Raw genomic sequence first — 23,247 nt, 5'->3', positions numbered from 1 at the left:
GTTTCTGTCCGTCCCACATTCCAGTTGGGACGGCGTATGGAGTATTAGCCTCAGTTTCCCGAGGTTATCTTCCTCCGAAGGGTAGTTTGGCCACGTGTTACGGAGCTATATGCCACGAGCCTGAACTCGTGCAACTAGCATGGCTAAATCGGACCCCGATAGCAATGGCCTCCGGCAGGATCAACCGGAATGGTTCCTTCGTGCCTGATTCCCGGCACGAAGGGGGTATGGCGGATTGAACCAGTCAGACTGGTTCGCACCATTGCATGGTCCGTGTTCGGGTCACACGCGAAAGCGGGTGACACCGAACGTCGTTGGCTCACATCAGATCCCGTCTTACGGCGGACCGCAGGGGTGGGATCCTCATGGGTCGAGTCGGAGTGCGCCGCCTGGGGGTAGCCCCCGCGGACGACGTCGGCATGGAAACCGGGCCGACTCTGCGAAAGCGGACCGGGTTGAACGGTCCGAGTTCGCGTCGCGTTCTTCGCATTACGTTCCGAATCGGCGCCCACACATAAGGGCGTCGGAACGCTCGCCCGAGACCCCGAAGGGTCCCGGTCGCCCCCTCGCGGGAGCGTTCTTCGCATTCATTCGAATGGCAGGCCAGTACTTAACCCCGTCGAAGCGATCGACGTACGGCATGCGGTTTCACGCATCGTGAAGAGGACAGTGTCGCGACACTCGACGAGTTCCGACGAACAGTCGATCGAGACGGAGGAGACAGCTCCGAGAAGACGTTTCGAGCTGCCGGAAACGACCCACAGATAACACGGGCGTTTATAAGGGAGGGGCGTGCATATAAAAGCGAACGATGGCAGACCCCGCAGAATCAATCGAGATCCAAAACGTGGTGGCATCGACGGGTATTGGGCAGGAACTCGACCTCGAAGCGTTAGCTGAGGACCTTCCTGGAGCGGACTTCAATCCGGACAACTTCCCGGGGTTAGTGTACCGAACCCAGGATCCGAAGGCGGCCGCACTTATCTTCCGCTCCGGGAAGATCGTGTGCACGGGCGCAAAGAGCATCGACGACGTGCATGAGGCGCTCGGAATCATCTTCGAGAAGCTTCGTGGACTCAGTATCCCCGTCGAAGAAGATCCGGACATCACGGTACAGAACATCGTCTCGAGCGCTGATCTCGGTCACAACCTGAACCTGAACGCGCTCGCGATCGGTCTGGGTCTCGAGGACGTGGAGTACGAGCCCGAACAGTTCCCGGGACTCGTCTACCGGATGGACGAACCAGAGGTCGTCATCCTCCTGTTCGGCAGCGGGAAGATCGTGATCACGGGCGGGAAGCAGACGGACGACGCCGAAGGGGCCGTCGAGGAGATCGTCGAGCGGATCGAGAGTCTCGGCCTGCTGGGATAGCGCGTTCTCGGCCACCGCTTCGCGACAGTTTCGATCGAACCCCGAGCAGCCACCGACACGGCGCGATTATCCTTCGGTGTCCTCAGTAAGAACGTCCTTCACGACCTTCGGATCCTCCAACAGTTGGTGTTTGGTGTAGCTCCCCTCAGCGCTGCCACCGCTGTGTTTCGACTGTTCGATGATGTCGAGGAAGGCGTGTTCCTTCAGCAGGTCGCGAACGCGGCGCAACGAGAGGCTGTCCGACCCCTCCTGGCGACAGATGTTCTCATAAATCTCGTAGACGCGGCTCGTTCGGAACCCGTCCTGTTTGTCGCTCGAGAGGGAGAGTAGTGCGAGGGCCTGGAGGACGTATCGGGAGTGGGGGGTCGACCCGCGGATGAGCTCGCGAAACCGGTCGGTTTCGGCGCGTTCGCGCGCCTGAGTGACGAACTCCTCGCGGACGGTTCGTTCGCCGTTCCCCTGTGCGATCTCGCCGGCGTATCGGAGGATGTCGATCGCTTTGCGTGCGTCACCGTGTTCGCGGGCGGCGAGCGCGGCCGCGCGCGGGACGGTGGACGGTTCGAGCACGCCGTCGTGGAAGGCGTCGGATCGAGCCTCCATGATGTCCCCGAGCTGCGTCGCATCGTACGGAGGGAAGACGAACTCACGTTCACAGAGACTGGACTTGACGCGCTCGTCCATCCGGTCCTTGTACTGGATCTTGTTGCTGATCCCGATGACGCCGAGTTTGCAGTCGGTGATCTTGCCGGCCTCGCCGGCGCGGGAGAGCTGCATCAGGATCGCGTCGTCGTCGAGCTTATCGATCTCGTCGAGGATGATCAGGACCACGTCGTATCGCTCGTCGAGGATCCGCCAGAGGCGTTTGTAGTACGTCGAGGTGGACAGCCCCTTGTCGGGGACGTTGATCCCGGTTTCGGCGGGGTCGTTGACTCCGTCGGCGATCGTCTGGACCGCCTGCGTCTCCGTCGTGTCCTGCGCGCAGTCGACGTACGCGAAGGTGGCGTTGACGCCTTCTTCACCGGCGGTATCGACGAGGCGCTGGGAGACGTACTTCGCACAGAGGGACTTCCCGGTGCCCGTCTTGCCGTAGATGAGGACGTTACTGGGACTCTGGCCGAAGATGGCGGGGTTGACCGCGGTCGCGAGGTCCGCGATCTCGTCGTCGCGGCCGACGATGCGCCCCTCTCCCGGTAAGTGACTGATCTCGAGGAGCTCTTTGTTCGCGAAGATGGGATCCTCGCGCGTGAAGAGGTCGTCCGCTGCGTCCATAGGGGAGACACCGCGTTTCCGGTGAAATGTATTGTGTTTCGGCGGGCGTGAGACGGCAGTTGTGTTAGAAAGCGCAGAGGACACACACACCGGGTTTCCGGTGAAATACGTTCGTTGGGGTGAGGGGGGGAGTCGAAACGGGGGTTCAGTTTCACCGGAAACGAGGTGCGTGGTGACGGTGGGAAAGGCGACCGAAAGCCGATAATCGAAGGTAGTCGGGGCTCGAAACCTATTATCGACGCTCCGCTACTCGTGGGGCGTTTACAGAAGTCCGATAGATACCGTCGTTTGAACGGCGGCGTTCGACTACAGCTCCAACACCGACGGTTCGAGTCGACCGAGTTGCAGCGCCCATCAATTAAGGTATTTCGCAGTGGACTCGAAGGATGGTACTCAGAAAACTCTAATAAAGTTTCTTGTCTTCACCGTGCCTCCTGGAACCATCCCAGGTATACTGATCCGTCCTCCATCCGAGATTCACCGGAAACACGGTGTGTCACTCTCGTCCGATCTAATTCTGAATCACAAGCATTCAGAAGGAAAGTCTGCAAAGGCCGTCAAGAACGGCCGCGGAGACGGTCTCGATGGCCCACGGAGACCATCAGGACCAGTCCGCGGAGATCGTCTCGACTCCCGCTCGTCTTTAACGAAACTCCGTCGCCCCCCGGCGGAATCGCCGCACGTTCGGGATGCGTTGGAGTCCAAATACACTGGGGCAGACTGCACTGGGGCCTGAATACACTGGGGCAGACTGCACTGGGGCCTGAATACACTGGGGCAGACTGCACTGGGGCCTGAATGGACTGGGGTTAGATTCACCGGACCGGGTCGACAACGATTCACCGGAAACGCGGTGTCCCTCTCCGTGATCGGACCAGACGACTCGAAGGTCCGACACGGAACGACGCTCGTTTCATCGAGAACACCACCCGTTTCACCGGAAACGCGGTGTGATACTGTCGACGGGTCCCGTAACCCGACCACGGCCAACCGCGGCCGACCGCGTTCACCGGAAACGTGGTGTCTGCAACTGGGAGAACGACTCCCCTCCTCCGAGGAACGGTCTCGGTTCCGCGAACCAGGTCCCGGGACGGTACGCTTCACCGGAAATACGGTGTCTCCGAACCCGCCCCGATTCACCGGAAACACGGTGTGGCCACGCGATCCGGTTTCGGCGGGTCCAGGCACGGCAGGCGTCTTCTCCTCACATCACCACAACCTCACATCGCCGCAATGTACATAATGGACGGCTTCGTGTTGTGAACTAGTGGCATCCCGGAATGGGGACTCAGGACCGACCCGCGGGGACCTGCCCCGGGCGGATCGACCGTCCGCGAAACGCCGCACGAGGACCGACCCTCCGGTCCGCGACCCGACTCGCTACTCCCTGACCGACCACTTTCTGGAGCGACTCGGCCAGCCCGGACGGTACGCGTCGACGGAACTCGTCAGCGAGGCGATCCGGCGCGGACAGCTCAGGTGGAACGACACCGAAGGCTGGCGATTCGCGCTCGTGGAGGAGGGGATCCGCGTCGTCGTGGTCGTAGAGGACACCGAGACCGCCTCTCCGGTCGTCGTGACCGCGTGGACGGAGGTCGTTGACCGCGACCGCGCGATGGCCTCCCGACGCTGGGGACCCGCGGACGTGCACACGATCCGCCTGCGGACCGCGCTCAGCACCGACGCGGACAGCCACGTTCCGGACGAGATCCGACCCTGTGACGTGGACCGCCCGTTCGTGGTCGGGAACCACCGAATCTCGACGCGCCCCGGCGACGGGTTCGTCGTCTGCGCCGACTGCAACCGCCGGTTCCGGTCGAAAGCCCGGCTCAGGGACCGCCCCTGCCGGGACTGAAAAGCGGCCGGACCCGGAGGCGGCACCCATTTCCTTCCGGACACCGAAACCAGTCCAATGGCTGACCCCGGGTCCTCCGAAACCGAGACGTCAGAAACGGAGGCCGCCGCCGACGACACCTCCGCCAACGGCGCCACCATCGACGACACCTCTGCCAACGACGCCACCGGAAACAATACCCCTGCCAACGACGCCACCGGCAACGACACCGCCATCGACGAGGCCGCGTTCCACGACGCGCTCGAAGCCGAGGGACGCCCCCTCGCGACCGCCCAACAGGTGGCCAACCGGCTCGGCGTCTCGCAAGCGACCGCCCGCGACCGCCTGGACGCGCTCGCGGACGCGGACCGAGCGGACCGACTCGACGTCGAAACCGACCCGGTCGTGTACTACCCGCGAGAGTGGGGCAACCTCGCGACGCGCGAGCGCGTCGTCGTCTTTCCGACCCGCCGCGAAATCGTGGTCGACCACCCGACGCAGTACACCCGCGCACAACTCGCCCAGTTCGCCCACCTCGTCGACACGAGCGGTGACGGGTCGGCAGCGGGACGGTCGAGCTCGGCCGCGGCAGAGTCGGGAGCAGAGGCAGCACGGTCAGGAGCAGAGGCAGCACGGTCGGGAGCAGAGGAAGCAGGGTCGGAAGCAGATGCGGCTCGATCGGAATCGGCCAGTCAGAACCGCGCGACGAGCCGGAAGCGTCCGGGGACACGCGGCTACCTCTACCGGGTCAGACAGGAGGACGTGTGGGCGGCGCCGTTCGAGACCGTCGAGGACCTGCTCGCCAGCGTCCGCGAAGTGCTGCCGCGGCGCTACCCGCACCTCGAGGACTGGATCACGGACCAGTGGAAACGCGCGAACCGGTTCCGACTGTACACCCACGAGGACGACTACGTCGTCCTGGAGGCGGCCTCGGAGACCCTCCTCAGCAACGTCGCGGAGGACCACCTCGAAGAGGGGCAGATCCAGGCGCCGATCTCGGAGACAGAGGCGTGGATCGACGACCGCGCGGTCGCGTCGATCAAGCGCGCGCTCTACGAGGCCGGATACCCCGTCCAGGACGACCGCGACCTCGAGTCCGGCGACCCCATCGAGGCGGAGCTCACCGCCGACCTCCGCGAGTACCAGCGCGAGTGGGTCGACACGTTCCTCGACGAGCGCTCCGGCGTGTACGTCGGCCCGCCCGGTTCCGGCAAGACCGTCGCCGCGGTCGCCACCCTCACCGAGGTCGGCGGCGAGAGCCTCGTCCTCGTTCCGTCCCGTGAACTCGCCGACCAGTGGGAGGCGGAGCTGCTCGCACACTCGACGCTGAAGCCCGACGACATCGGTCAGTACCACGGCGGCGAGAAGGAGATCGCGCCCGTCACGATCGCCACCTACCAGACCGCGGGGATGGACAGACACCGGAGCCTGTTCGACTCCCGCGAGTGGGGCCTGATCGTCTACGACGAGGCCCACCATATCCCGAGCCCGGTCTTCTCCCGGTCCGCGGAGCTGCAGGCCAAACACCGGCTCGGGCTCTCCGCGACGCCGGTCCGAGAGACGGGCAGCGAGGAGGAGATCTACACGCTCATCGGGCCGCCCATCGGCGCGGACTGGGACTCCTTGTTCGAGGCCGGCTTCGTCCAGGAGCCGGAGGTCGAGATACGGTACGTCCCGTGGCGCGACGAGATGGCCCGCAACGAGTACGTCAGCACGCGCGGGCGCGAGCGCAGACGCATCGCGGCCGAGAACCCCGCGAAGATCGAGGAGACCGAGCGCCTCCTCGACCAGCACCCGGACAAGAAGGCGCTCGTGTTCGTGGAGTACCTCGACCAGGGCAAGGATCTCGCGGCCGCGCTCGAGGCGCCCTTCATCAGCGGTGAGACCAGACACGGGGAGCGCAACAGGCTGTTCGAGCGCTTCCGAGAGGGCGACCTCGACACGCTCGTCGTCTCCCGCGTCGGCGACGAGGGGATCGACCTCCCGGACGCGGAACTGGCGGTCGTCGCCTCGGGGCTCGGCGGCTCACGACGGCAGGGCGCTCAACGCGCGGGCCGAACCATGCGCCCCACCGGGTCGGCGCTCGTCTACGTCCTCGCGACCCGGGGCTCCTCCGAGGAGGAGTTCGCCCAGCGGCAGATGCGCCACCTCGCACAGAAAGGCGTCCGCGTCCGCGAGACGAATCTGGACGAGTAATCCGAAAGTAATCCGAAAGCAGTCCGTAACCGAGCGACCCGAAATCCCTACGAGAAGTCCTCAAGCGTCCCGCTTCCGGTTTCGTCCCCGGGTTCGTTTTCTGAACCATCGCCGTTCTGCCCGCCGTTTTCTGAACCATCGCCGTTCTGCCCGCCGTTTTCTGAACCGTTTTCGGCGTCCGTCTTCTCATCTTTCGACGACCCACCAGCGGACGGCTCCCCCCACCGTGAATCACGGTCAACCGCGGCCACGGCCTGCTCCAACTCCGCCTCCGTGTAGTCGACCTCGTCGTCGAGGATCATCGACAGCCGCTGCCAGCGCGCGCTCTGCTCGTCTTCGCCCTCCGGCCCCACGCGCGCACCGCGCGTTTTGAAGAACTTCGTCCCGCGGTCGCGCTTGGCCCCTTCGCCGGTGTGCTGGTCGAACACCACGTCGAACTCCCCATCGCGTTCCAAGTCCCCCACTGGGAAGTCGTGAGAGGGCGTCGCGTTCCGCGCCTTCGCGTCCGCGCGCAGGTCCGCGACCGTCCGGAAGTACTCGTCGGCGTTCGGCGACTCCCGCGTCGAGGGCGCACGCGCGGCCGCGAGCGCGGCGTGGATCGCACAGATCCGCCCCTTCCACTCGTCCGACTCCCACCGCTCCGTCGCGAGGTCCTCGTAGCGCTCGATCGTCAGCGCGACCTCGTGGCCCGCCCGGAGGTCCTCGACGACGTAGAGGTTGAGCCGGTCCCAGAGGTTCCACGCGTACCCCGACCGGGACAGCTCCCACGCCGCCCACGCCGCAACCTCCTCGTCGGACCGACGGACGGCCTTCTGGAGCAAGCTGGAGACGGCGTACCGGTTGTACCCGCCGTCGGTCTCGTCCGGCTCCTTCCGCTCCCCGAAGTCGTTCTCGCCGGTCGCCTCGGGCGGCGTCTCGGTCTCCAGGTCCCCGTCGCTGCCGAACGTCGCCTGGCGGTCGCCCTCGTCACTCATACCCGGACCTGCGCCCCGACGGAGAAAAAGCGCTCGGGGTCGCGATCGACGCCCGCGAGATCGCCGCCCGCGAAACCGACCGAGGGGCCCACGACACGCACACCCACTCTGCTCCCGAAAGAGAATCCTTAAGTCGGGGCCAGCGCTTACTCGTAGACAGGCCGGCCTTAGCTCAGCCTGGTAGAGCAGCCGACTGTAGATCGGCATGTCCCCCGTTCAATTCGGGGAGGCCGGACTAGTTCTTCCAACGACCATCCTTCGGAGACGGAGGTCCGTGGAAACCGCCGCGTGCTCGTCGGGTCGGACAGCACACGACGGCAAACGGGCCGATTTTCCGGTTCCGCCGAGAGAGGAGTACGAAAGCCGTTTCACTCGACCAGCAACCGCGTTAAATCGGGTTAATACGCCTCCAAACCGGGTTCAGCACTTCACCCCCTTTTGTTGCCCCACCCGGTACGACGAGTTGCAATGTTCGAAGCAGACCCGATCACGATGGTGACGTTCGCACAGGACGCAGCCAACTTCGTCGCGCAGGCCGGTCCGCCGTCGGAGCTGCCCGGGCCGGTGCCGGACTTCGTCGGGGACATCCTCGAGACGGTCGGCTCGTCGGCCGGCGACGCGAAGGACGGGTTTGGCGAGGCCATCCGCGACCTCACCCCAGGCGGCAGTGACGCGGCCGAGGGCGCGAACAGCGCCGGAAAGTAACCTCCGGAGCTCGATCCCGCCGGCTCGCGTGTCGGAACCCCCGACCGAACCGCCAGTAGAGTCGCTAATTAACCTCTTTTCGCCCGCGCGTCGTGCAGCACTTCCGGTCCCGGTCGACAGCACTTCCGGTTCCAGTTGACGGCACCGCAGTTACCGGTCGACAGCAGCAGCGACGGCCGACGATCGACATTCCTCGTTTTTAAATAGCAAAAGGATAATCCCCCAGTATGTCTCAGAGAATATCTAAGGAGCCTTCCGGGACAACCATCGACCGTCTCGGCGAACGCTCCCTTCGCATCGGCGGTGATCGGCCGATCCGCATCTCGACCGGGCATCGGCTCCAACACCACGACGGCAAGTGCAGTCGGCCGCACGGGCACAACTACGAGGTGTCGGTGACGGTCCGCGGCGCGCTCACCGAGGAGGGGTGGGTCGTCGACAAGGGCGTCGTCACGGACGTCATCGAGGAGTGGGACCACCGCTTCCTGCTGGAGGCGGGCGACCCGCTCGTCGACGCCTTCGCGGAGGCGGGCGACGCGGACGGGACGGTCGTCCTCGAGGCGCCGCCGACTGCGGAGGTGATGGGGGCGCTCTTGGAGGAGAAGCTCCACGCCCGGCTTCCGGACACCGTCACCGCGGTCAAGGCGGAGGTCCGCGAGACGGGCGAGCTTCGGGCCGGGCCGTAATGCCGGTCTCCAGCGACCCGAACGCGACCGGAGCAGATGTCGGTGCAGGCGCGGACGCCACCTCGGTATCCACCGGCGCGGAGGGCGCGCTCCCGATCAACGAGCTGTTCGCTTCGCTGCAGGGCGAGGGGACGCTCGCGGGGCAGCCCTCGACGTTCGTCCGCACTTCCGGGTGTAACCTGCGCTGCTGGTTCTGCGACTCCTACCACACGTCGTGGGAGCCGACCGGCGCGTGGATGGACCGCGAGTCGATCCTCGACGAGGTCGCGGCCCGCGACCCGGACCACGTCGTCCTCACCGGCGGCGAGCCGCTGATCCACGACGCGGCGGTCGACCTGCTCCGCGCGCTGGACGACCGCGGCTACCACCTCACGGTGGAGACGAACGGGACAGTCGTTCCGCCGCCGGAGACGCCCATCGACCTCGCCAGCGTGAGCCCGAAACTCGCCTCCTCGACGCCCTCGCCCGAGCGTCCGCCCGCGGGCGTCGATCCCGAGCAGGTGACGGACCCCGCGTCCGACGAGGAAGCGCCCTCCGAGGCGGCGATGGAGCGCTGGGCCGAGAAACACGAGGCCGAGCGGCTGGACGTGGACGCGCTCGCGACGCTCGCGGCCCGGTACCACACGCAGCTGAAGTTCGTCGTCACCGGGCCCGACGACCTGCCGGAGATCGAGTCGCTGGTCGCGGACGTGCGCGACCGCCTCGACGAGCGGGCGTTCGCGGACGACGCCGCCGTCTCCGGAACTCCCGACCGATCCGCCCTCCCGGACGACCGCGTCCTGCTGATGCCGGAGGGACAGACGCGGGACCGGCTCGCGGAGACGCGCCGCGTCGTCGCGGACCTCGCGCTCGAACACGGCTACCGGTACACCCCACGGCTCCACGTCGACCTGTGGAACGACGCGCCGGAGACGTGACCGGTTCGCCGACGCCGCTCCGGCCGAAAGGAACCGCTACCAGAGCTGAACAAGAACCGGAACAAGAACGACAGCCACCGACACGATCCCATGACCGACTCAGACAACGCGACCGATGATCGACTCGCCGAAGAGAACGCCACCGCTGACGGGGACGATAAGCGCGCCGTCGTCCTCGTCTCCGGGGGGATGGACAGTGCAACGACCGCCTACGAGGCCGCCGCGCGCGGCTACGACCTCTACTTCCTGCACACCTCCTACGGACAGAACACGGAGACGAAGGAGTACGAGTGCGCCCGGGCGCTCGCGGAGCGCGAGGACCTGCCCGTCGCGGACTTCCTACACATCGAGACGGACCACCTGAGCCGCATCGGCGCCTCCTCGCTCACGGACGACGAACTGACGGTCGCGGACGCGGACCTCGACGGCGACGAAATCCCCACCTCCTACGTCCCGTTCCGCAACGCGAACCTGCTGTCGATGGCGGTCTCGTACGCGGAGGCGAACGACTGCGACGCCGTCTTCGTCGGCGCCCATTCCGAGGACTACTCCGGCTACCCCGACTGCCGCCCCGAGTTCTTCGACGCCTTCGAGGCGATGGTCGACGTGGGGACCAAACCCGAGACCGACATCGCGCTGGAGGTCCCGTTCGTCCGCGACTCGAAGACCGACATCGTGGAGCGCGGGCTGGAACTCGACGTGCCTTACGGGATCACGTGGTCCTGCTACCGCGACGACGAGCCGGCCTGCGGTACCTGCGACGCCTGCGCGTTCCGACTGGAGGCGTTCCGCAACGTCGGCGAGCGCGACCCGATCCCGTACGCGGAGCGGCCGACCTTCGAGTGAGAACGACCGACCTTCGAGTGAGGACGACCGACCTCCGAGTGAGGTTGCTCCGGCCGGCGTTGCGTGCGACAGTGCCCCACACCACCGCGTCTCTCGCACGCCTTTTTACCGTCCGTCGCGCAACGCGGGTAATGAGTTATCGGATCGGCCTCGTCGGCAAGCCCTCGGTGGGCAAGTCGACCTTCTTCAACGCCGCCACGATGAACGACGTGCCGGAGGGCGCGTACCCGTTCACGACCATCGACCCGAGCGTGGGCGAGGCGTACGTCCGCGTCGACTGCGCCGCCCCTGAGTTCGACGAGACCTGCACGCCGAGCGTCGGCGTCTGCGAGGACGGCACCCGGTTCGTCCCGGTCCAGCTCGTCGACGTGGCCGGACTCGTCCCCGGCGCCCACGAGGGCCGCGGCCTCGGCAACCAGTTCCTCTCGGACCTCAACGAGACCGACGTGCTGGTCCACGTCGTCGACTTCTCCGGCAAGACCGACATCGAGGGCGAGGCGACGGAGGGCCACGACCCCCGCGAGGACATCGACTTCCTCGAGGAGGAACTCGACCAGTGGTACCTCGACGTGCTCGGCAAGGGCATCGACAAGTACGAGACGAAGTACCACGGCGCCGAGGCCGCCATCGAGGCGGACCTCGCCGAGCAGATGTCCGCGTTCGGCATCGGCGAGGACGAGATGAAGCAGGTCATTCTCGCGCAGGGGCTCGAACTCGACCCCGAGACGTGGGACGACGACGACCGCGAGGAGCTCGCCCGCGAGATCCGCAAGCGCACGAAGCCGATGGTCGTCGCCGCCAACAAGATGGACACGCCCGAGGCACAGGAGAACTGGGAGACGATCACGGACGACCCCGAGTACGACCACCTCTCGTTCGTCCCCGCGAGCGCGCACGCGGAGAAGGCGCTCAAGAACGCCGCCGAGGCGGGCGTCGTCGACTACACCGCGGGCGACGACGCGTTCGACATCGTCGGCGACGTCTCCGACGAGCAGGAGGCCGGCCTCCGACAGATCGAGGAGTTCGTCGAGGGCTACGGCGGCACCGGGGTTCAACAGGCCCTCGAAGAAGCCGTCTTCGACGTGCTCGACTGTATCGCCGTCTTCCCCGGGTCCGCGAACGGCAGCAAGGACGAGAAGGGCGTCTTCCGCGACTGCTTCATCCTCCCCGAAGGGTCGACGACGGAGGACTTCGCGTTCCACATCCACTCCGACATCGGCGAGGGCCTGCTCCACGGCACGGACTGCCGGAGCAACCGACAGGTGTCGAAGGACCACGAGCTCTCCCACCGCGACGTGATCGAACTGGTCTCGACGAAACAGGCCGCGCCGTAGTACGCACCCGAAGCGAACCGCCCGGAATACGCACCGAAGCGAACCCCGCCGTAGTGCGTGCCGGATCGATCGCCCGACGCTCCACACACCCATGCTTTTGTCGGCGGCGGCCGCTGATACACGCATGCTGCCCCTCCAACTCGACGCCGCGGTCGGTCTCGCGGTGGCCGCGTTGCTGCTCCTCGTCCCCGGCGCGTTCGCGGCGGTTCCGACCGCGGTGTTTCTGCTGTCCAGCCGGATCCGCGCGCTGTTCGCGGCCGTACCCCCCACTGACTCACCGTATCCGGCCTACGTCCTCCTGACCGTCGGGCTCGGAGTCCCGTGGTCGGTTGGCGTGCTCGCGGCGCTGAACGCCCCCGTGACGGGGCCCGCCTCCACGGCCAACGCGATGCTCGACGCGGTCGTCGGGCTGGGGATCGGGTACCTCCTCGGACTCCCGATAGCGGCGACGGCCGGGCTCCCCCGACTCGGGATCGACTGGAACGAGACGGGGTACGGCCCGCGGACGTGGGCGTCCGTGGCCGGGGCGACGACCCTCTACACCCTGACGCTCGCCGTGCCGTTCTTCCTCCTCTCGCTGGTGTTCGCGCTGCCGACGGGGTCGCCTCCGTAGTGTCGTCGGCTGATGGGGCTCTGCGGGACGGCCTCACGCTCCGAACGTCCGCTCGAACGCGCGAACGCTCTCGTCGGTGCCGGCGAGGACGACCTCGTCGTCCCGTTCGAAGCGGAACTCGTCGGCGCCGAGTCGTCGGATCGGCTCGCCGTCGCGCTCGACGAGCAGCACGGTACAGCCCGTCCGCGAGCGAACCCCGGCCTCCGCGAGCGTCCGTCCAACCAGCTCTCCCGCCGGGAGCTTCACCACGTTGATGCGCTCGTCGACCGCCAACACCTCCTCGTCCTCGAAGACGGTCGAGGCGAGCATCCGCCCGCTCACGGTGGCGAGCGACTGGACGTAGTCGGCGCCCGCGCGGTGGAGCTTTCTGACGCTCCCGGCGTCGTTGGCGCGGACCACGACCTCCGTCTCGGGGGCGATGTCCCGGACCACGAGCGTGGCGAAGATGGCCGTGGTGTCGTCGTTGAGCGTGATCACGACCGCGGAGGCGTCCGTGACGCCGGCCTCCCGGAGCACTTCCGGGTCGCGCGCGTCCCCGACTACGTCGACGCCCTCCGAGTCCCTGATGTCGAGGACGGTCACCTCGCTCCCGACGCCGTCGACCGCCTCGGACGCGGCCATGCCGGCCTGCCCGTAGCCGATGACGACGACTTTCCGGGGAGTAAGCGACCGGACGACCGGGGTGATCGCCCCGCGAAACTCCTCGATCTGGGCGGGTGTACCCGCGACCAGGAGCCGCACGTCGGCGTTGAGGACGCGCTCGGCGTCGACCGGACTCTCGAAATCGCCGTCGACCCACGCGCCGACCACGTCGAGTCCGTATCGCTCGCGAAGCTCCGTCTCGACGAGCGTCCGCCCCCTGAGGTCGCTCGCCTCCTCGACGCCGAACTCTGCCAGTTCGAGGTCGTCACCCACGGATACGCCCTCGTCGACCGCGGTGGAGACGGCGGTCGGGACGCGCCGAGCGAGGCTCTCGCCGAGGATCCGGCGCGGGGAAAGCACCTCGTCGGCGCCCGCGATGCGGTGGTACTCCGCGGTGTCGTCGTCCTCGACGAGCGTCACGACGCGCACGTCCGCGTCGAGCTCCCGCGTCGCGAGGGCGATGCTCGCGCTCGTTTCGTCCCCCGCGTCCACGACCACCGCGGCCGCGTCTTCGACGTGAGCCGCACGCAGCGGTTCGGGCGACTCCGGGTCGCCGTGGACGACCGCTCGGTCCGCTTCGTGGAGGTCGATCGCCGTCTCCTCGTCCGCCTCGACGACCACGCACTGGCGTCCGCGGGAGTCGACTTCCTCCAGAAACTCCGCGGTTCGGGGCGTGTAACCGCACACAACGACGTGACCCGACCGCTCTGGCGCGCGCGTTGGCGCACTCGGCGAAAGCGCCGACCGGAGCCACGGCACCGCGAACACGTCGACCGCCGTCAAGATCAGTCCGATACCCGTCACCTGCATCGCCACCATCAGGAGGTTCATCTGCGGCGTGGACCAGCCGGCGTCCTCCCCGTATCCGGTGGTCGTGAACGTCTGGAACACGACCTGAAAGGAGCGGTAGAGCGGCTGCGGGTCCCCCTCCCACGTCGCCATTCCGTAGTTGTACAGCAGCGTCAGCGCCGCGGAGGTCGCCGCGACCAGCGCGAGATAAGCGACGGCGCGCCGGGAGCGCCAAGGGGTCATGTCCCGGCGTACGCCCCCGGGGGTTGTGAGTGTTGTCGGGTCGGAAGTCGCGCGGCGCCGAATCGCGCCCGCGACCGCCCTACTCCTCGTCGCCGAGGATGCCGCGCTCGGTCATCGTCGCGGGGTCGAGCACCTCGTCCGCTTCCTCCTCGGTGAGGTAGCCTTCGGAGACGGCGACCTCGCGGACCGTCTTGTCCTCCGCGAGGGCCTGCTTGGCGACCTTCGAGGCCTTGTCGTAGCCGATGGCGGGATTGAGCGCGGTCGCCAGCGCCATCGAGCGCTCGACGGCGTCCGCGCAGTGGTCCTCGTTGGCCTCCAGTTTCGCGACGAACTTCTCGCCGAACGCTTCCGCGGCGTTGGCCAGCAGCTCCGTCGACTCCAGGAAGTTGTGCGCCAGCACCGGCTTGTAGAGGTTCAGGTCGATCTCGCCGCGGGCCGCGCCCGCCGAGACCGCCGCGTCGTTGCCGACGACCTGCTTGTGGACCTGGTTGACTGACTCCGCGACGACCGGGTTGATCTTGCCCGGCATGATCGAGGAGCCGGGCTGGTTCTCGGGCTGCTCGACCTCGCCGAGCCCGTTCCGGGGGCCCGAGGCGAGCAGGCGGAGGTCGTTGGCGATCTTGTTGAGGCTCCCCGCGACCGTCCGGAGCGCGCCGTGGGCCTCCGACATGGCGTCGTGGGCGGCCTGCGCCTCGAAGTGGTTGTCCGCCTCGCGGAAGGTGGTGTTCGTCTCGTCGGAGATGTACTCGGCCGCGAGCCCCGGGAACTCGGGGTGGGTGTTGAGTCCCGTCCCGACCGCGGTCCCGCCGAGCGCCAGCTCGCGGAGGTGGAACCGCGCGTCGCCGACGCGCTTGATCCCCTTCTCGACCTGCGCGCGGTAGCCGCCGAACTCCTGCCCGAGCCGGATCGGCGTGGCGTCCTGCAGGTGGGTGCGCCCCGTCTTGACGACGCCGTCGAAGGCCGCCTCCTTCTCCTCCAACTCGGCGTGGAGCGTCTCCAGCGCGGGCATGAGGTCCTTCTCGACCGCCTCCAGGGCGGCGACGTGCATCGCGGTCGGGATCACGTCGTTGCTCGACTGGCCGTAGTTGACGTGGTCGTTGGGGTGGACGACGCGGTCGCCGACCTCCGCGCCCATGATCTCCGCGGCGCGGTTGGCGATGACCTCGTTGGCGTTCATGTTCGAGGAGGTTCCCGACCCGGTCTGGAACACGTCGACCGGGAACTGGTCGTCGTGCTCGCCCGCGATGACCTCGTCGGCCGCGTCCTGAATCGCCGCCGCCACGTCGTCGTCGATCAGCCCGAGGTCGTTGTTCGCCTGCGCAGCCGCCTTCTTGACGACGCCGAGCGCGCGGACGAACCGCCGGCCGAACGTGATCCCCGAGATGGGGAAGTTCTCCACGGCGCGCTGGGTCTGTGCGCCCCAGTAGGCGTCCGCCGGCACCTGCATCTCGCCGAGGCTGTCCTCCTCCACGCGGTAGTCGTCTGCCATGATCGACGCCACGCCCGATGGCGGGTAAAAGCTACTGAAAGCGGCTGCGGGCGTCGTGCAGACGGCTCCGTCCGATGCGGCGACTACGCCGCGCCGTCGTCGACCGGCAACAGCCCCGCCTCGCGGAGCGCCGCCTCGAGGCGCCCGTCGCCGTGCTCGGCGTACGCAGCGGGCGTGTACGTCTTGATCTCCAGCGCGTGGACCGACTCGGTCATCTCGTCGCCGACCGCGTCGTAGACGCGCTGGTGCTGTTGCACCAGCGGCTCCCCTTCGAAGGCGGGCGAGACGACGACCGCCGCGAAGTGGGCGTCCTCGTGCTCCTCGTCGGGCGCTCGCGGGGTCTCCACCCGCGCCACGCAGTCCTCGATGCCGGCCTCGATCAGGTCCGCGACCTCCTCGGGAGTCATGCCTCTCCCTACCGTCGCGGTCCTCAAAAGGGGACCGCAACCGGTTTCTCCGCCCCCGGCGAGACTCGACCGTGAGCGACGGGCCGCCGCTCGACCCGGACGCCGCCCGCGAGCGACTGCTGACCGCGCACGGCGACCTGCTCGCGACGACGCTCGACTGCGCGGACGCGGTCGCGGCGGGCTTCGAGACGACCGTCGACGGGCGGCCGGCCACCCGCGACTCGACCGCGGTCAGGGGACCGCTCCGCGCCGCCTTGGGCCGCGCCGGCGCGCTCGACCGCTTCCCGGACGCGCTGGTCGAGGCCGTCGCGGCCGCGGGCGGGGAGCTCTCGGCGCCGCCGGTCGCGGCGCCGCCGTACGTCGTCGTCACCTCGACCGGGCCGGTGCTGCGCGCGACGCTCGGCCCCCGCAGACTCGTCGCGCGCATCGAGGCGTTCGCGGTCGTCGACGGGGCGTTCGTGCGGACCGCGAGGACGCCCGCCGCGGCCCTCGCCGTCACCGTCGCCGACTGATCCCCCGGGTCCGCCCCGGCCACAGAAACGGAGGGATGATCGGAAGCGGCAGAGACTAGTCAGAAATAGGGAATTTGTCTGACGAATACTTATGCAGTGGCTGTGCGAGGTCGTCCCATGGATCCGAGAGAAACGCCCTGCGAGCGCGTCACGCGCCGCGTTGCGGAGGAGACGGACACCGACGTGCTCGAGTTACCCCCACTGTTCGACGCCGTCGATCCGGACGGCCTGAACGACACGGTTGCGACGATGGAGGCGGGCGAGGTCACGTTCGCCTACGCCGGGCGAACGGTGACGGTCACCGCCGATGGCGACGTCCGGGTGTCTGACGACGCTCCGACCTCGCTCGCCTCCGAGGGCGAGGCGTCGGTCGGTCAGGCGCGCTGAGGGGCGATCAGAACTCCACGACGCCGTCGTCGGTGATGACCTCGTCGACGAGGTTCACCGGGACCGCGTCGTACATCGGGTTCTCGACGTCGACGTCCTCGACCGGTTCGCGCATCACCTCGACCGCGTCGCGGAACTCGTTCTCGAACCGGAAGTCGTCTATCACCTTCGCCCCGGAGCCGACGACGGTAACGGGAACGTCGAGTTCGTTCGCGGTCGCCACGAGGGGGAGCGTGCCGATCCGGTTGTAGTAGGTGCGGTCGGTGATGCAGGTCATGCCGAGGACGACGCGGTCGCACTCCCGGAGCGCGTGGCCCATCGCGGAGTCGACGATCATCGTCGTCTCGACGCGGGGGTTCGCCGCGAGCGCGCGCGCCGTCTTCCGGCCGAAGTAGCGCGGCCGCGCCTCGGTCACGTACGCCGAGAGGTGGAGCCCCTCCTGCGTCGCGGTCTCCATCGCCTCCAGAACCGTGGTGGAGTAGTCGTGAGTGAGGACGGTCTCGCCGTCCCGGAACGTCTCGCGGGCGTTCGCTGCGGCGGCCGCCTTGCCGCGCTCCACGTCCGCGACCACCTCCTCTATCGTCTCGCGGAGGCGCTCCTTGCCGTCCGCGACGGTCGTCGCCTCGCCCACGACGGAGCGCTCGATCTCGCGGATGGCGTTGTGGAGGATCGCGTGAGAGGGGTTCGAGCGCCGGAGCACGCCCGCGTTGTGCTGGAGGTCCTGCTCGAACTCCTCGACGGAGGCGTACTCGCGGTCGATCAGCTCCGCCAGCGCCCGGGCGGCCTTCCGCGCGATCACCGAGGAGCTGTGGCTCCGCATCTCCCGGATCTCGGCGACCGTCTCGTCGATCATGCTCACTCCCTCGCCGCACGGTTCAAAAGGTGTTCCGGAGGCCGACGACGGAGCTATGCCGTCGCCGCGCGTATCCTCGCCCGTGAGCTATCCCGTCACCTACCACTGCCCGCACTGCGAGACGCTCGTGGAACTCGACCGCGAGGGCTACCTCGCGGACAAGTCGGTGACGCCGTACCCCCTCGAGGGGTGGACCTACGTCGCGCCGGACGAGGACTACGAGGCCGACGACGCCGACGGCGTCCGGTTCGTCTGCGGCGAGGAGGGGCGGCTGGCGGACGAAGAACCAACCGACGCCGGCTGCGGCGAGCCCTTCTACCTCTCGTTCGTGCGTTTCGAGGACGGCCGCGAGGTCGACCCGCGGTCGGAGAGCGAGTTCGTCGAGATCGACCCGGACCCGCGACCGTCCGGACCGCGAGGGCCGTCGGGGCCGGGCGGCGGGTCCGGCGGCTTCTGGTCCTGACGGTCTCGTTGAACACGTATTCCTCGCGGAGATTTTTGGTCGAAAGTGCCGGTTGGTAGACGTGCACACTAAGCGGCTTATTCAGTATGTCCCATGTGAAACGAACGCGTCCGCCGTGCTGACTGCATACTCCGTATCTCGCACGCGGTTACTGACGACTTCCGAGACTGGGTCAGAACAGGAAATCGGCCTATGCGTGAACTCGTCGCGACGGCGTCGTCCGATCTTGATGTGGGGCTGGCACACATTTCTCGCATGAGATTCCAATAGAGTCGTCGGATGGGGAACGCATATTAGATGGAGCTGCCGTGGCAGCTGTGGATCTTGTAGTGAAGTGGGACGTGGTACCGACCGCCGATTGTCGATGATCAGAGATGCCGCTTCGTCTCTTCTGATGGATCTTTCACACCAGTGTGCGCTCCCATCATAATGACCGAAGCCATCATTACCACCGTTGGGAGTACCAATAGCGGCGGTGTCGCCACAAAGAGTACCGTGCCGATGAGCGCGAAGATACACCCGAAGACTCCGTGCAGCAGTCGGATCCATATCTGACGAAGAGAGACGTAGGAGTACACGTTCAGCGTCTCAAACGGCCCCCAGGAATCACGATCCGGATGATTTCGGATATCGGCCAGTGGAGCCAGTAGCAGAATTGCTGTATACCCGCTCCAAACGAGTGCGCCGATGGCCCACAGTATGGCGGCACCCAGGAATGAATCACCGACCACCGGGATATCCGCGAAGACTGCGTAAATGGGGATCTGGGCGAGTATCACGACCAGTATCGCACTGAGGGTTGCTGTGCGTGAATCCCGGATTCGTTTCGATGCCAATACAACTTCCATAGGTGATGAATCGAGAGACGTGAGTTAGACCTCAGCCACGATCGCCAGTTGGATCTGGTCAACCCGGGTCTCTGCTTCAGCCCGGGGCGTTTGTGCCAACAATGGATTCGCCTATTATGAGTGTTGACCTTGTCACTTCCTTTGCCATCGCCATTGCCGTTTCCGTTGCCTCGCTGGTCCCCTTGGGTTCCGCTGTAACCCTCGGCTGACTCACCGAACTGGTTCAACACCTGCCCCAAGGATCCGAGATGCTGTACTGAACGATACCTGAGTCCCCTGTACTGAGCGAGTGGAGACGTGAAAAGCGAGCAACTGCGCCGTCCCCATCTCCCGCCGAGCGCCCCGCGCTCACCCCTTGATGTTGCAGACTGGGAACGTCCGCGCCACCTTGTCGCCGATGCCCAGTTCGTCGCTGACGCGGACGACCTCGTCCACGTCCTTGTAGACGCCGGGCGCCTCCTCGGCGATGGTCGCGCCGGACTGCGCCTTCACGTAGATCTTCTGTTGCTCCGCGAGGTCGTCCTGCACGTCGCCGCCCCAGAACTCCTGTTTGGCCTGCGTCCGGCTCATCAGGCGGCCGGCGCCGTGGGCGGTCGAGCCGAACGAGGTGTCGAGCGAGGCGTCGCCGCCGCGGAGCACGTACGACCCCGCGCCCATGCTCCCCGGGATGATCACGGGCTGGCCGACGTCGCGGTACACGGCGGGCACCTCCTCGCGGCCGGCGGGGAACGCCCGCGTCGCGCCCTTCCGGTGGACGTACAGCTCCCGGGTCTCGCGCTCGCCGTCCGCGTCCGGCTCGCCGACCGCGTGCTCCTCCTTCTTGCCGATGTTGTGCGCCACGTCGTACAGCAGCTCCATCCCGAGGTCGGCCATGGGGTCGGCGTCGAACACGTCGCCGAACACCTCGCGCGTCCGGTGGGTGATCAGCTGCCGGTTGGTCCACGCGTAGTTGATGCAGGCGCACATCGCGCCGTAGTACTCCTCGGCCAGCGCGGATCCGGCAGGCGCGGCCGCGAGTTCCTTGTCCGGCAGCTCCGCGAGCAAGTCGCCGTGTTGCTTCTCGATCTTTCGGAGGTAGTCGGTGCAGGTCTGGTGGCCAAGTCCGCGGCTCCCGCAGTGGATCAGGACGACGACCTGCCCCTCGGAGAGCCCGTACGCCTCGGCCACCTCGGGCCGGAACACGTCGGTCACGCGCTGGACCTCGAGGAAGTGGTTGCCCGACCCGAGCGAGCCGATCTGGTTCCGGCCGCGGTCCTTCGCCTTCTGGGTGACGAACTCCGGCCGCGCGTCCTCGCGCCGCCCCTCGTCCTCGCACCGCCGCAGGTCCGAGGGGACGCCGTACCCCTCGTCGACGGCCCACTCGACGCCGCGTTCGAGGATCGCCTCGACCACGTCCGCGGTGCCCTTCGCGATCCCGCCGCCGCCGAGTCCCGAGGGGACCGCCTCGAAGAGCGCGTCGACGAGTTCCTCCTCCCGCCCGCGGAGGTCGTCGTAGGTGAGGTCGGTGCGGACCATCCGGACGCCGCAATTCGAAACCACAAATCCTTCCGCGAAGAAGTTGTGTGCATCGTGGGCAACTCCGATGTCGTAAACCTTCGCTACGCCTGCTTCACTGATCGAGACTACTTCGGTGGAGACCGCTCCATCTTCTCGAACGGTCACACGCTCTTGGTACTCGGAGAAGTCCGGGAAGTCAGCGGGCGGTCTCGGTCGTCCCTTACGTTGCTCGTACACGCTCCGCTCAATGAACCGATCGTTGACACTCGAGAGACGGTCTTTCACTTCGTTGATTGCCGCACCACCGTCGGCCATTGCTCGCGCTTTCTCCGCGGCACGTTCGCGCTCGTCGATCACCTCGGCCTTTCGCTTCAGGTATTGGGCGGCAACCAGTGCTTTTCGTCGCTTCTCCGCGTTGTATCGGTACCCCACTTGAGTGAAAAACCGAACGAGGTTTTCTGCTTCCGAACTCACGCCGAAACGGAATCGTTCGACCTTTCCAGCCGCTGTCTGAGTACTCTCCACCCGCTCGAATGAGTTGGTTTCAATTCCGAGGTCCTCAAGATGGGCCATGAGATCTCGAAGGAACGCCTCTCCGGCCTCAGCCTCATCAGCGATCCGATTGTGAGATACTGATGGTGCGTAGAAGTTCTTCGGGGCGACCGTATCTGGCGCGCTCATCTCTGCCCCGAAAAAGGCGGACAGATACAGTGCACGCTGCCAGTCCGTGAGTTTTTCGAGATAATTCGGAGCGGTGAAATCAGACTCGACTTTCTTTCCATCGGGAGCGCCGAGGCGGATCAGCAGTTGCTTGAACGCGTTCGCTTGGCCACGAACGCTGTATTCCGTCCGAGTGAACTCCCGGCCATCGATCTGGTGATCCCGTTCACGCTCATAGATCCGCGAGGGAGTGAAACCGATTGCCTCGATATCCGACCGGATCGCCTCGAGGTCCTCCCGACCGCCATAAAAGGTCGTAATCCCGTCTCCGAAAGCCCCGTCACCAGTGTGGTACCCAAGAAGTTTGAGCAGTCGGTGGAACGCCTCATCGCTGGAACGAAGCGGCAGCAGGTCGCGCTCCTTAAGAACCCGAACGAGCTGCGGATCCTCGTCGGCGAAGTCCTCCTCATCGAGCACGATAAACTCCGGCGCTTCCTCGTCCGGGAACCCCTCGAAGGGATGAAGATAGACTTCATCTCCCGGCTCGATGTCCTCGAGTTCACGCATGCCAGTCTCTGTCAGAAACGGATGGTCTGCCGTTGCAGAAACCAGATCTCCCGTCTCCGACCGGATCTCATAGACGGGCTTTTCTGATGATTCCGTGAAGAGGCGGATGTCCGAGCACGTGAGTCCACTCTCGGCAGCGACCGCGGCCTGCTCTTGCTCGAATCTTTCCTCGAGTTTCTCGATTCTTGCTCGTCGACCGTGAGACAGGGAAACACGTGTACCCTCCGGGAGGCAGTTGATGTCGTAGCCGATCGCTCCGGGGGAGATGCAGCCGGTTCGGGCGTCGGTCGCGCCGACGCCGCCGACCGGAAAGCCGTACCCCTGATGGCCGTCCGGCATACAGATCGCGTGGTCGGTCATGCCGGGGAGGTGGGTGGCGTTCTTCAACTGCTGGAGCGTGTCGTCGCTGCCGATCTGTTCCAGCAGCTCCTCGGACGCGAGCACGCGGGCGGGCACGTTCATGTCGCCCTCCCGCGGGATCTCCCAGACGTGCTCGCGCACCTTCTCCAGCCGGACGCCGTCGAACTCGCGCGTGGTCATACCGGACGGTCGGTGCGACCGGGCAATAGCGTTACGTCCGCCGCCGTCGGTGAGCGACGTCGCCGCGCCGTGGAGCGCCGGTCAGACGGGCGCCTCCTCGTCCGGGGCGACCCCGGCCGTCGACGCGGCGCCGGTCAGGACCGCGTAGGTCCCGCCGAGCAGAACGCCGTACAGCAGGTGGGCGAGCGCGATGACGACCGCGAACTCCAGGCCCACGTCGACGCCCGGGAACGGGAGCGTCGGAACCGGGAGCGAGGTGGCGCCCTCCAGCGCGAGCGCGACCGGAAGCAACAGCCCGCCGGTCAGCAGGCCGAGCGCGGCCGAGTGGACGACCCCGAGCGAGACGCAGCCGCCGAGGTCGACCAGCAACTCCTCGAAGAACGGCCGCGCGAAGACGCCGACGAACAGCAGGCCGAACAGCGTGCTGTTGAACAGGTGGACGACCCACCCGGCGAGGGTCGTGTCCCCACCGATCAGCGTCGCGATCACCGGCATGAGGTCCAACGCGAGGTGCAACACCAGCCCCATGCCGACGCCGGCCGCGAGCCCGGCGAGCCCGCCGGCCGCCCACGTCCGCTCTGCGACCGCGCTCGTGGTTGTCATA

The 23,247-nt window shown here is 66.7% G+C and carries 21 protein-coding genes, 1 tRNA gene and 1 rRNA gene; 13 read left to right on the top strand and 10 right to left on the bottom strand.

The window, feature by feature from the left end:
* Positions 1 to 191: ribosomal RNA gene (locus ACQE3L_RS13600) — 16S ribosomal RNA — on the bottom strand; the annotation flags it as partial.
* 620 nt (positions 192 to 811) lie between these two features.
* On the opposite strand from ACQE3L_RS13600, the gene ACQE3L_RS13595 reads away from it, so the two are divergent.
* Positions 812 to 1,372, top strand: coding sequence for a TATA-box-binding protein (locus ACQE3L_RS13595; protein WP_426964411.1), 561 nt, complete (start codon positions 812 to 814; stop codon positions 1,370 to 1,372).
* A gap of 66 nt (positions 1,373 to 1,438) precedes the next feature.
* On the opposite strand, the gene ACQE3L_RS13590 is transcribed toward ACQE3L_RS13595, so the two are convergent.
* On the bottom strand, positions 1,439 to 2,641 hold the full coding sequence (locus tag ACQE3L_RS13590) for a Cdc6/Cdc18 family protein (protein WP_058365743.1): 1,203 nt from the start codon (positions 2,639 to 2,641) through the stop codon (positions 1,439 to 1,441).
* Positions 2,642 to 3,908: 1,267 nt separating this feature from the next.
* Between ACQE3L_RS13590 and ACQE3L_RS13585 the strand changes: the two genes are divergently transcribed.
* On the top strand, positions 3,909 to 4,496 hold the full coding sequence (locus ACQE3L_RS13585; RefSeq protein ID WP_426964410.1) for a hypothetical protein: 588 nt from the start codon (positions 3,909 to 3,911) through the stop codon (positions 4,494 to 4,496).
* Between the two features lie 57 nt (positions 4,497 to 4,553).
* The gene (locus ACQE3L_RS13580) at positions 4,554 to 6,671 is read left to right on the top strand and encodes a DEAD/DEAH box helicase (RefSeq protein ID WP_426964409.1); all 2,118 of its coding nucleotides are present in this window, start codon (positions 4,554 to 4,556) and stop codon (positions 6,669 to 6,671) included.
* A 47-nt stretch (positions 6,672 to 6,718) separates the two neighbouring features.
* Here ACQE3L_RS13580 and ACQE3L_RS13575 read toward each other — a convergent pair whose 3' ends face one another.
* Positions 6,719 to 7,645 (bottom strand): hypothetical protein, encoded by a 927-nt coding sequence (locus ACQE3L_RS13575; protein ID WP_426964408.1) that lies wholly within the window; start codon positions 7,643 to 7,645, stop codon positions 6,719 to 6,721.
* Positions 7,646 to 7,806: 161 nt separating this feature from the next.
* Here ACQE3L_RS13575 and ACQE3L_RS13570 point away from each other — a divergent pair.
* From ACQE3L_RS13570 to ACQE3L_RS13540, 7 genes are all read left to right on the top strand, one after another.
* A tRNA-Tyr gene (locus ACQE3L_RS13570) sits at positions 7,807 to 7,880 on the top strand.
* Between the two features lie 233 nt (positions 7,881 to 8,113).
* A complete protein-coding gene (locus tag ACQE3L_RS13565) occupies positions 8,114 to 8,350 on the top strand; it encodes a hypothetical protein (RefSeq protein ID WP_426964407.1) in 237 nt (78 codons plus the stop codon).
* 227 nt (positions 8,351 to 8,577) lie between these two features.
* Positions 8,578 to 9,036: a 6-pyruvoyl trahydropterin synthase family protein gene (locus ACQE3L_RS13560; protein ID WP_426964406.1), complete on the top strand. Its 459-nt coding sequence runs from the start codon at positions 8,578 to 8,580 to the stop codon at positions 9,034 to 9,036.
* The gene (locus tag ACQE3L_RS13555) at positions 9,036 to 9,953 is read left to right on the top strand and encodes a 7-carboxy-7-deazaguanine synthase QueE (RefSeq protein WP_426964405.1); all 918 of its coding nucleotides are present in this window, start codon (positions 9,036 to 9,038) and stop codon (positions 9,951 to 9,953) included. The genes ACQE3L_RS13560 and ACQE3L_RS13555 overlap by 1 nt, the downstream gene beginning before the upstream one ends.
* Positions 9,954 to 10,043: 90 nt before the next feature.
* On the top strand, positions 10,044 to 10,799 hold the full coding sequence (queC, locus tag ACQE3L_RS13550; RefSeq protein WP_426964404.1) for a 7-cyano-7-deazaguanine synthase QueC: 756 nt from the start codon (positions 10,044 to 10,046) through the stop codon (positions 10,797 to 10,799).
* A 131-nt stretch (positions 10,800 to 10,930) separates the two neighbouring features.
* Positions 10,931 to 12,133, top strand: coding sequence for a redox-regulated ATPase YchF (locus ACQE3L_RS13545; protein ID WP_426964403.1), 1,203 nt, complete (start codon positions 10,931 to 10,933; stop codon positions 12,131 to 12,133).
* A gap of 124 nt (positions 12,134 to 12,257) precedes the next feature.
* Positions 12,258 to 12,746 carry a DUF8162 family protein gene (locus tag ACQE3L_RS13540; protein ID WP_426964402.1) on the top strand — a complete coding sequence of 163 codons (489 nt, stop codon included), beginning with the start codon at positions 12,258 to 12,260 and terminating at the stop codon, positions 12,744 to 12,746.
* 33 nt (positions 12,747 to 12,779) lie between these two features.
* Here the strand turns inward: ACQE3L_RS13540 and ACQE3L_RS13535 are convergent, their stop codons facing one another.
* The 3 genes from ACQE3L_RS13535 to ACQE3L_RS13525 form a co-directional block, all read right to left on the bottom strand.
* Complete coding sequence (locus ACQE3L_RS13535; RefSeq protein WP_426964401.1) at positions 12,780 to 14,420, bottom strand: potassium channel family protein; 1,641 nt, start codon at positions 14,418 to 14,420, stop codon at positions 12,780 to 12,782.
* Positions 14,421 to 14,499: 79 nt separating this feature from the next.
* A complete protein-coding gene (locus tag ACQE3L_RS13530) occupies positions 14,500 to 15,909 on the bottom strand; it encodes a class II fumarate hydratase (RefSeq protein WP_426964400.1) in 1,410 nt (469 codons plus the stop codon).
* 83 nt (positions 15,910 to 15,992) lie between these two features.
* The gene (locus ACQE3L_RS13525; protein WP_426964399.1) at positions 15,993 to 16,316 is read right to left on the bottom strand and encodes a BolA family protein; all 324 of its coding nucleotides are present in this window, start codon (positions 16,314 to 16,316) and stop codon (positions 15,993 to 15,995) included.
* 71 nt (positions 16,317 to 16,387) lie between these two features.
* On the opposite strand from ACQE3L_RS13525, the gene ACQE3L_RS13520 reads away from it, so the two are divergent.
* Positions 16,388 to 16,828: a DUF7988 family protein gene (locus ACQE3L_RS13520; protein ID WP_426964398.1), complete on the top strand. Its 441-nt coding sequence runs from the start codon at positions 16,388 to 16,390 to the stop codon at positions 16,826 to 16,828.
* A gap of 117 nt (positions 16,829 to 16,945) precedes the next feature.
* Entirely contained in the window at positions 16,946 to 17,215 is a 270-nt protein-coding gene (locus ACQE3L_RS13515) for a HalOD1 output domain-containing protein (RefSeq protein WP_426964397.1), read from the top strand.
* A gap of 7 nt (positions 17,216 to 17,222) precedes the next feature.
* Here ACQE3L_RS13515 and ACQE3L_RS13510 read toward each other — a convergent pair whose 3' ends face one another.
* Complete coding sequence (locus ACQE3L_RS13510; RefSeq protein WP_426964396.1) at positions 17,223 to 18,068, bottom strand: eIF2B alpha/beta/delta subunit family protein; 846 nt, start codon at positions 18,066 to 18,068, stop codon at positions 17,223 to 17,225.
* 82 nt (positions 18,069 to 18,150) lie between these two features.
* On the opposite strand from ACQE3L_RS13510, the gene ACQE3L_RS13505 reads away from it, so the two are divergent.
* Positions 18,151 to 18,531 carry a DUF7969 family protein gene (locus ACQE3L_RS13505; protein WP_426964395.1) on the top strand — a complete coding sequence of 127 codons (381 nt, stop codon included), beginning with the start codon at positions 18,151 to 18,153 and terminating at the stop codon, positions 18,529 to 18,531.
* A 368-nt stretch (positions 18,532 to 18,899) separates the two neighbouring features.
* Here ACQE3L_RS13505 and ACQE3L_RS13500 read toward each other — a convergent pair whose 3' ends face one another.
* The 3 genes from ACQE3L_RS13500 to ACQE3L_RS13490 form a co-directional block, all read right to left on the bottom strand.
* Entirely contained in the window at positions 18,900 to 19,379 is a 480-nt protein-coding gene (locus ACQE3L_RS13500; RefSeq protein ID WP_426964394.1) for a hypothetical protein, read from the bottom strand.
* Between the two features lie 348 nt (positions 19,380 to 19,727).
* Positions 19,728 to 22,643, bottom strand: a complete 2,916-nt coding sequence (locus ACQE3L_RS13495; RefSeq protein WP_426964393.1) for an RtcB family protein — start codon at positions 22,641 to 22,643, stop codon at positions 19,728 to 19,730.
* A gap of 81 nt (positions 22,644 to 22,724) precedes the next feature.
* Positions 22,725 to 23,246 (bottom strand): hypothetical protein, encoded by a 522-nt coding sequence (locus ACQE3L_RS13490; RefSeq protein WP_426964392.1) that lies wholly within the window; start codon positions 23,244 to 23,246, stop codon positions 22,725 to 22,727.
* Position 23,247: the final 1 nt, after the last annotated feature.

Source organism: Haloparvum alkalitolerans, assembly GCF_050122995.1.
Classification (GTDB): Archaea; Halobacteriota; Halobacteria; order Halobacteriales; family Haloferacaceae; genus Haloparvum; species Haloparvum alkalitolerans.
This window is presented reverse-complemented; position numbering and strand designations above follow the sequence as displayed.

What these genes read in the sequence shown, in the direction of transcription:
- ACQE3L_RS13595 (WP_426964411.1), top strand. Translation starts at nt 812, where the DNA reads ATGGCAGACCCCGCAGAATCAATCGAGATCCAAAACGTGGTGGCATCG.
- ACQE3L_RS13590 (WP_058365743.1), bottom strand. Translation starts at nt 2,641, where the DNA reads ATGGACGCAGCGGACGACCTCTTCACGCGCGAGGATCCCATCTTCGCG.
- ACQE3L_RS13580 (WP_426964409.1), top strand. Translation starts at nt 4,554, where the DNA reads ATGGCTGACCCCGGGTCCTCCGAAACCGAGACGTCAGAAACGGAGGCC.
- ACQE3L_RS13575 (WP_426964408.1), bottom strand. Translation starts at nt 7,645, where the DNA reads ATGAGTGACGAGGGCGACCGCCAGGCGACGTTCGGCAGCGACGGGGAC.
- ACQE3L_RS13565 (WP_426964407.1), top strand. Translation starts at nt 8,114, where the DNA reads ATGTTCGAAGCAGACCCGATCACGATGGTGACGTTCGCACAGGACGCA.
- ACQE3L_RS13560 (WP_426964406.1), top strand. Translation starts at nt 8,578, where the DNA reads ATGTCTCAGAGAATATCTAAGGAGCCTTCCGGGACAACCATCGACCGT.
- ACQE3L_RS13555 (WP_426964405.1), top strand. Translation starts at nt 9,036, where the DNA reads ATGCCGGTCTCCAGCGACCCGAACGCGACCGGAGCAGATGTCGGTGCA.
- queC (WP_426964404.1), top strand. Translation starts at nt 10,044, where the DNA reads ATGACCGACTCAGACAACGCGACCGATGATCGACTCGCCGAAGAGAAC.
- ACQE3L_RS13545 (WP_426964403.1), top strand. Translation starts at nt 10,931, where the DNA reads ATGAGTTATCGGATCGGCCTCGTCGGCAAGCCCTCGGTGGGCAAGTCG.
- ACQE3L_RS13540 (WP_426964402.1), top strand. Translation starts at nt 12,258, where the DNA reads ATGCTGCCCCTCCAACTCGACGCCGCGGTCGGTCTCGCGGTGGCCGCG.
- ACQE3L_RS13535 (WP_426964401.1), bottom strand. Translation starts at nt 14,420, where the DNA reads ATGACCCCTTGGCGCTCCCGGCGCGCCGTCGCTTATCTCGCGCTGGTC.
- ACQE3L_RS13530 (WP_426964400.1), bottom strand. Translation starts at nt 15,909, where the DNA reads ATGGCAGACGACTACCGCGTGGAGGAGGACAGCCTCGGCGAGATGCAG.
- ACQE3L_RS13525 (WP_426964399.1), bottom strand. Translation starts at nt 16,316, where the DNA reads ATGACTCCCGAGGAGGTCGCGGACCTGATCGAGGCCGGCATCGAGGAC.
- ACQE3L_RS13515 (WP_426964397.1), top strand. Translation starts at nt 16,946, where the DNA reads ATGGATCCGAGAGAAACGCCCTGCGAGCGCGTCACGCGCCGCGTTGCG.
- ACQE3L_RS13510 (WP_426964396.1), bottom strand. Translation starts at nt 18,068, where the DNA reads ATGATCGACGAGACGGTCGCCGAGATCCGGGAGATGCGGAGCCACAGC.
- ACQE3L_RS13500 (WP_426964394.1), bottom strand. Translation starts at nt 19,379, where the DNA reads ATGGAAGTTGTATTGGCATCGAAACGAATCCGGGATTCACGCACAGCA.
- ACQE3L_RS13495 (WP_426964393.1), bottom strand. Translation starts at nt 22,643, where the DNA reads ATGACCACGCGCGAGTTCGACGGCGTCCGGCTGGAGAAGGTGCGCGAG.
- ACQE3L_RS13490 (WP_426964392.1), bottom strand. Translation starts at nt 23,246, where the DNA reads ATGACAACCACGAGCGCGGTCGCAGAGCGGACGTGGGCGGCCGGCGGG.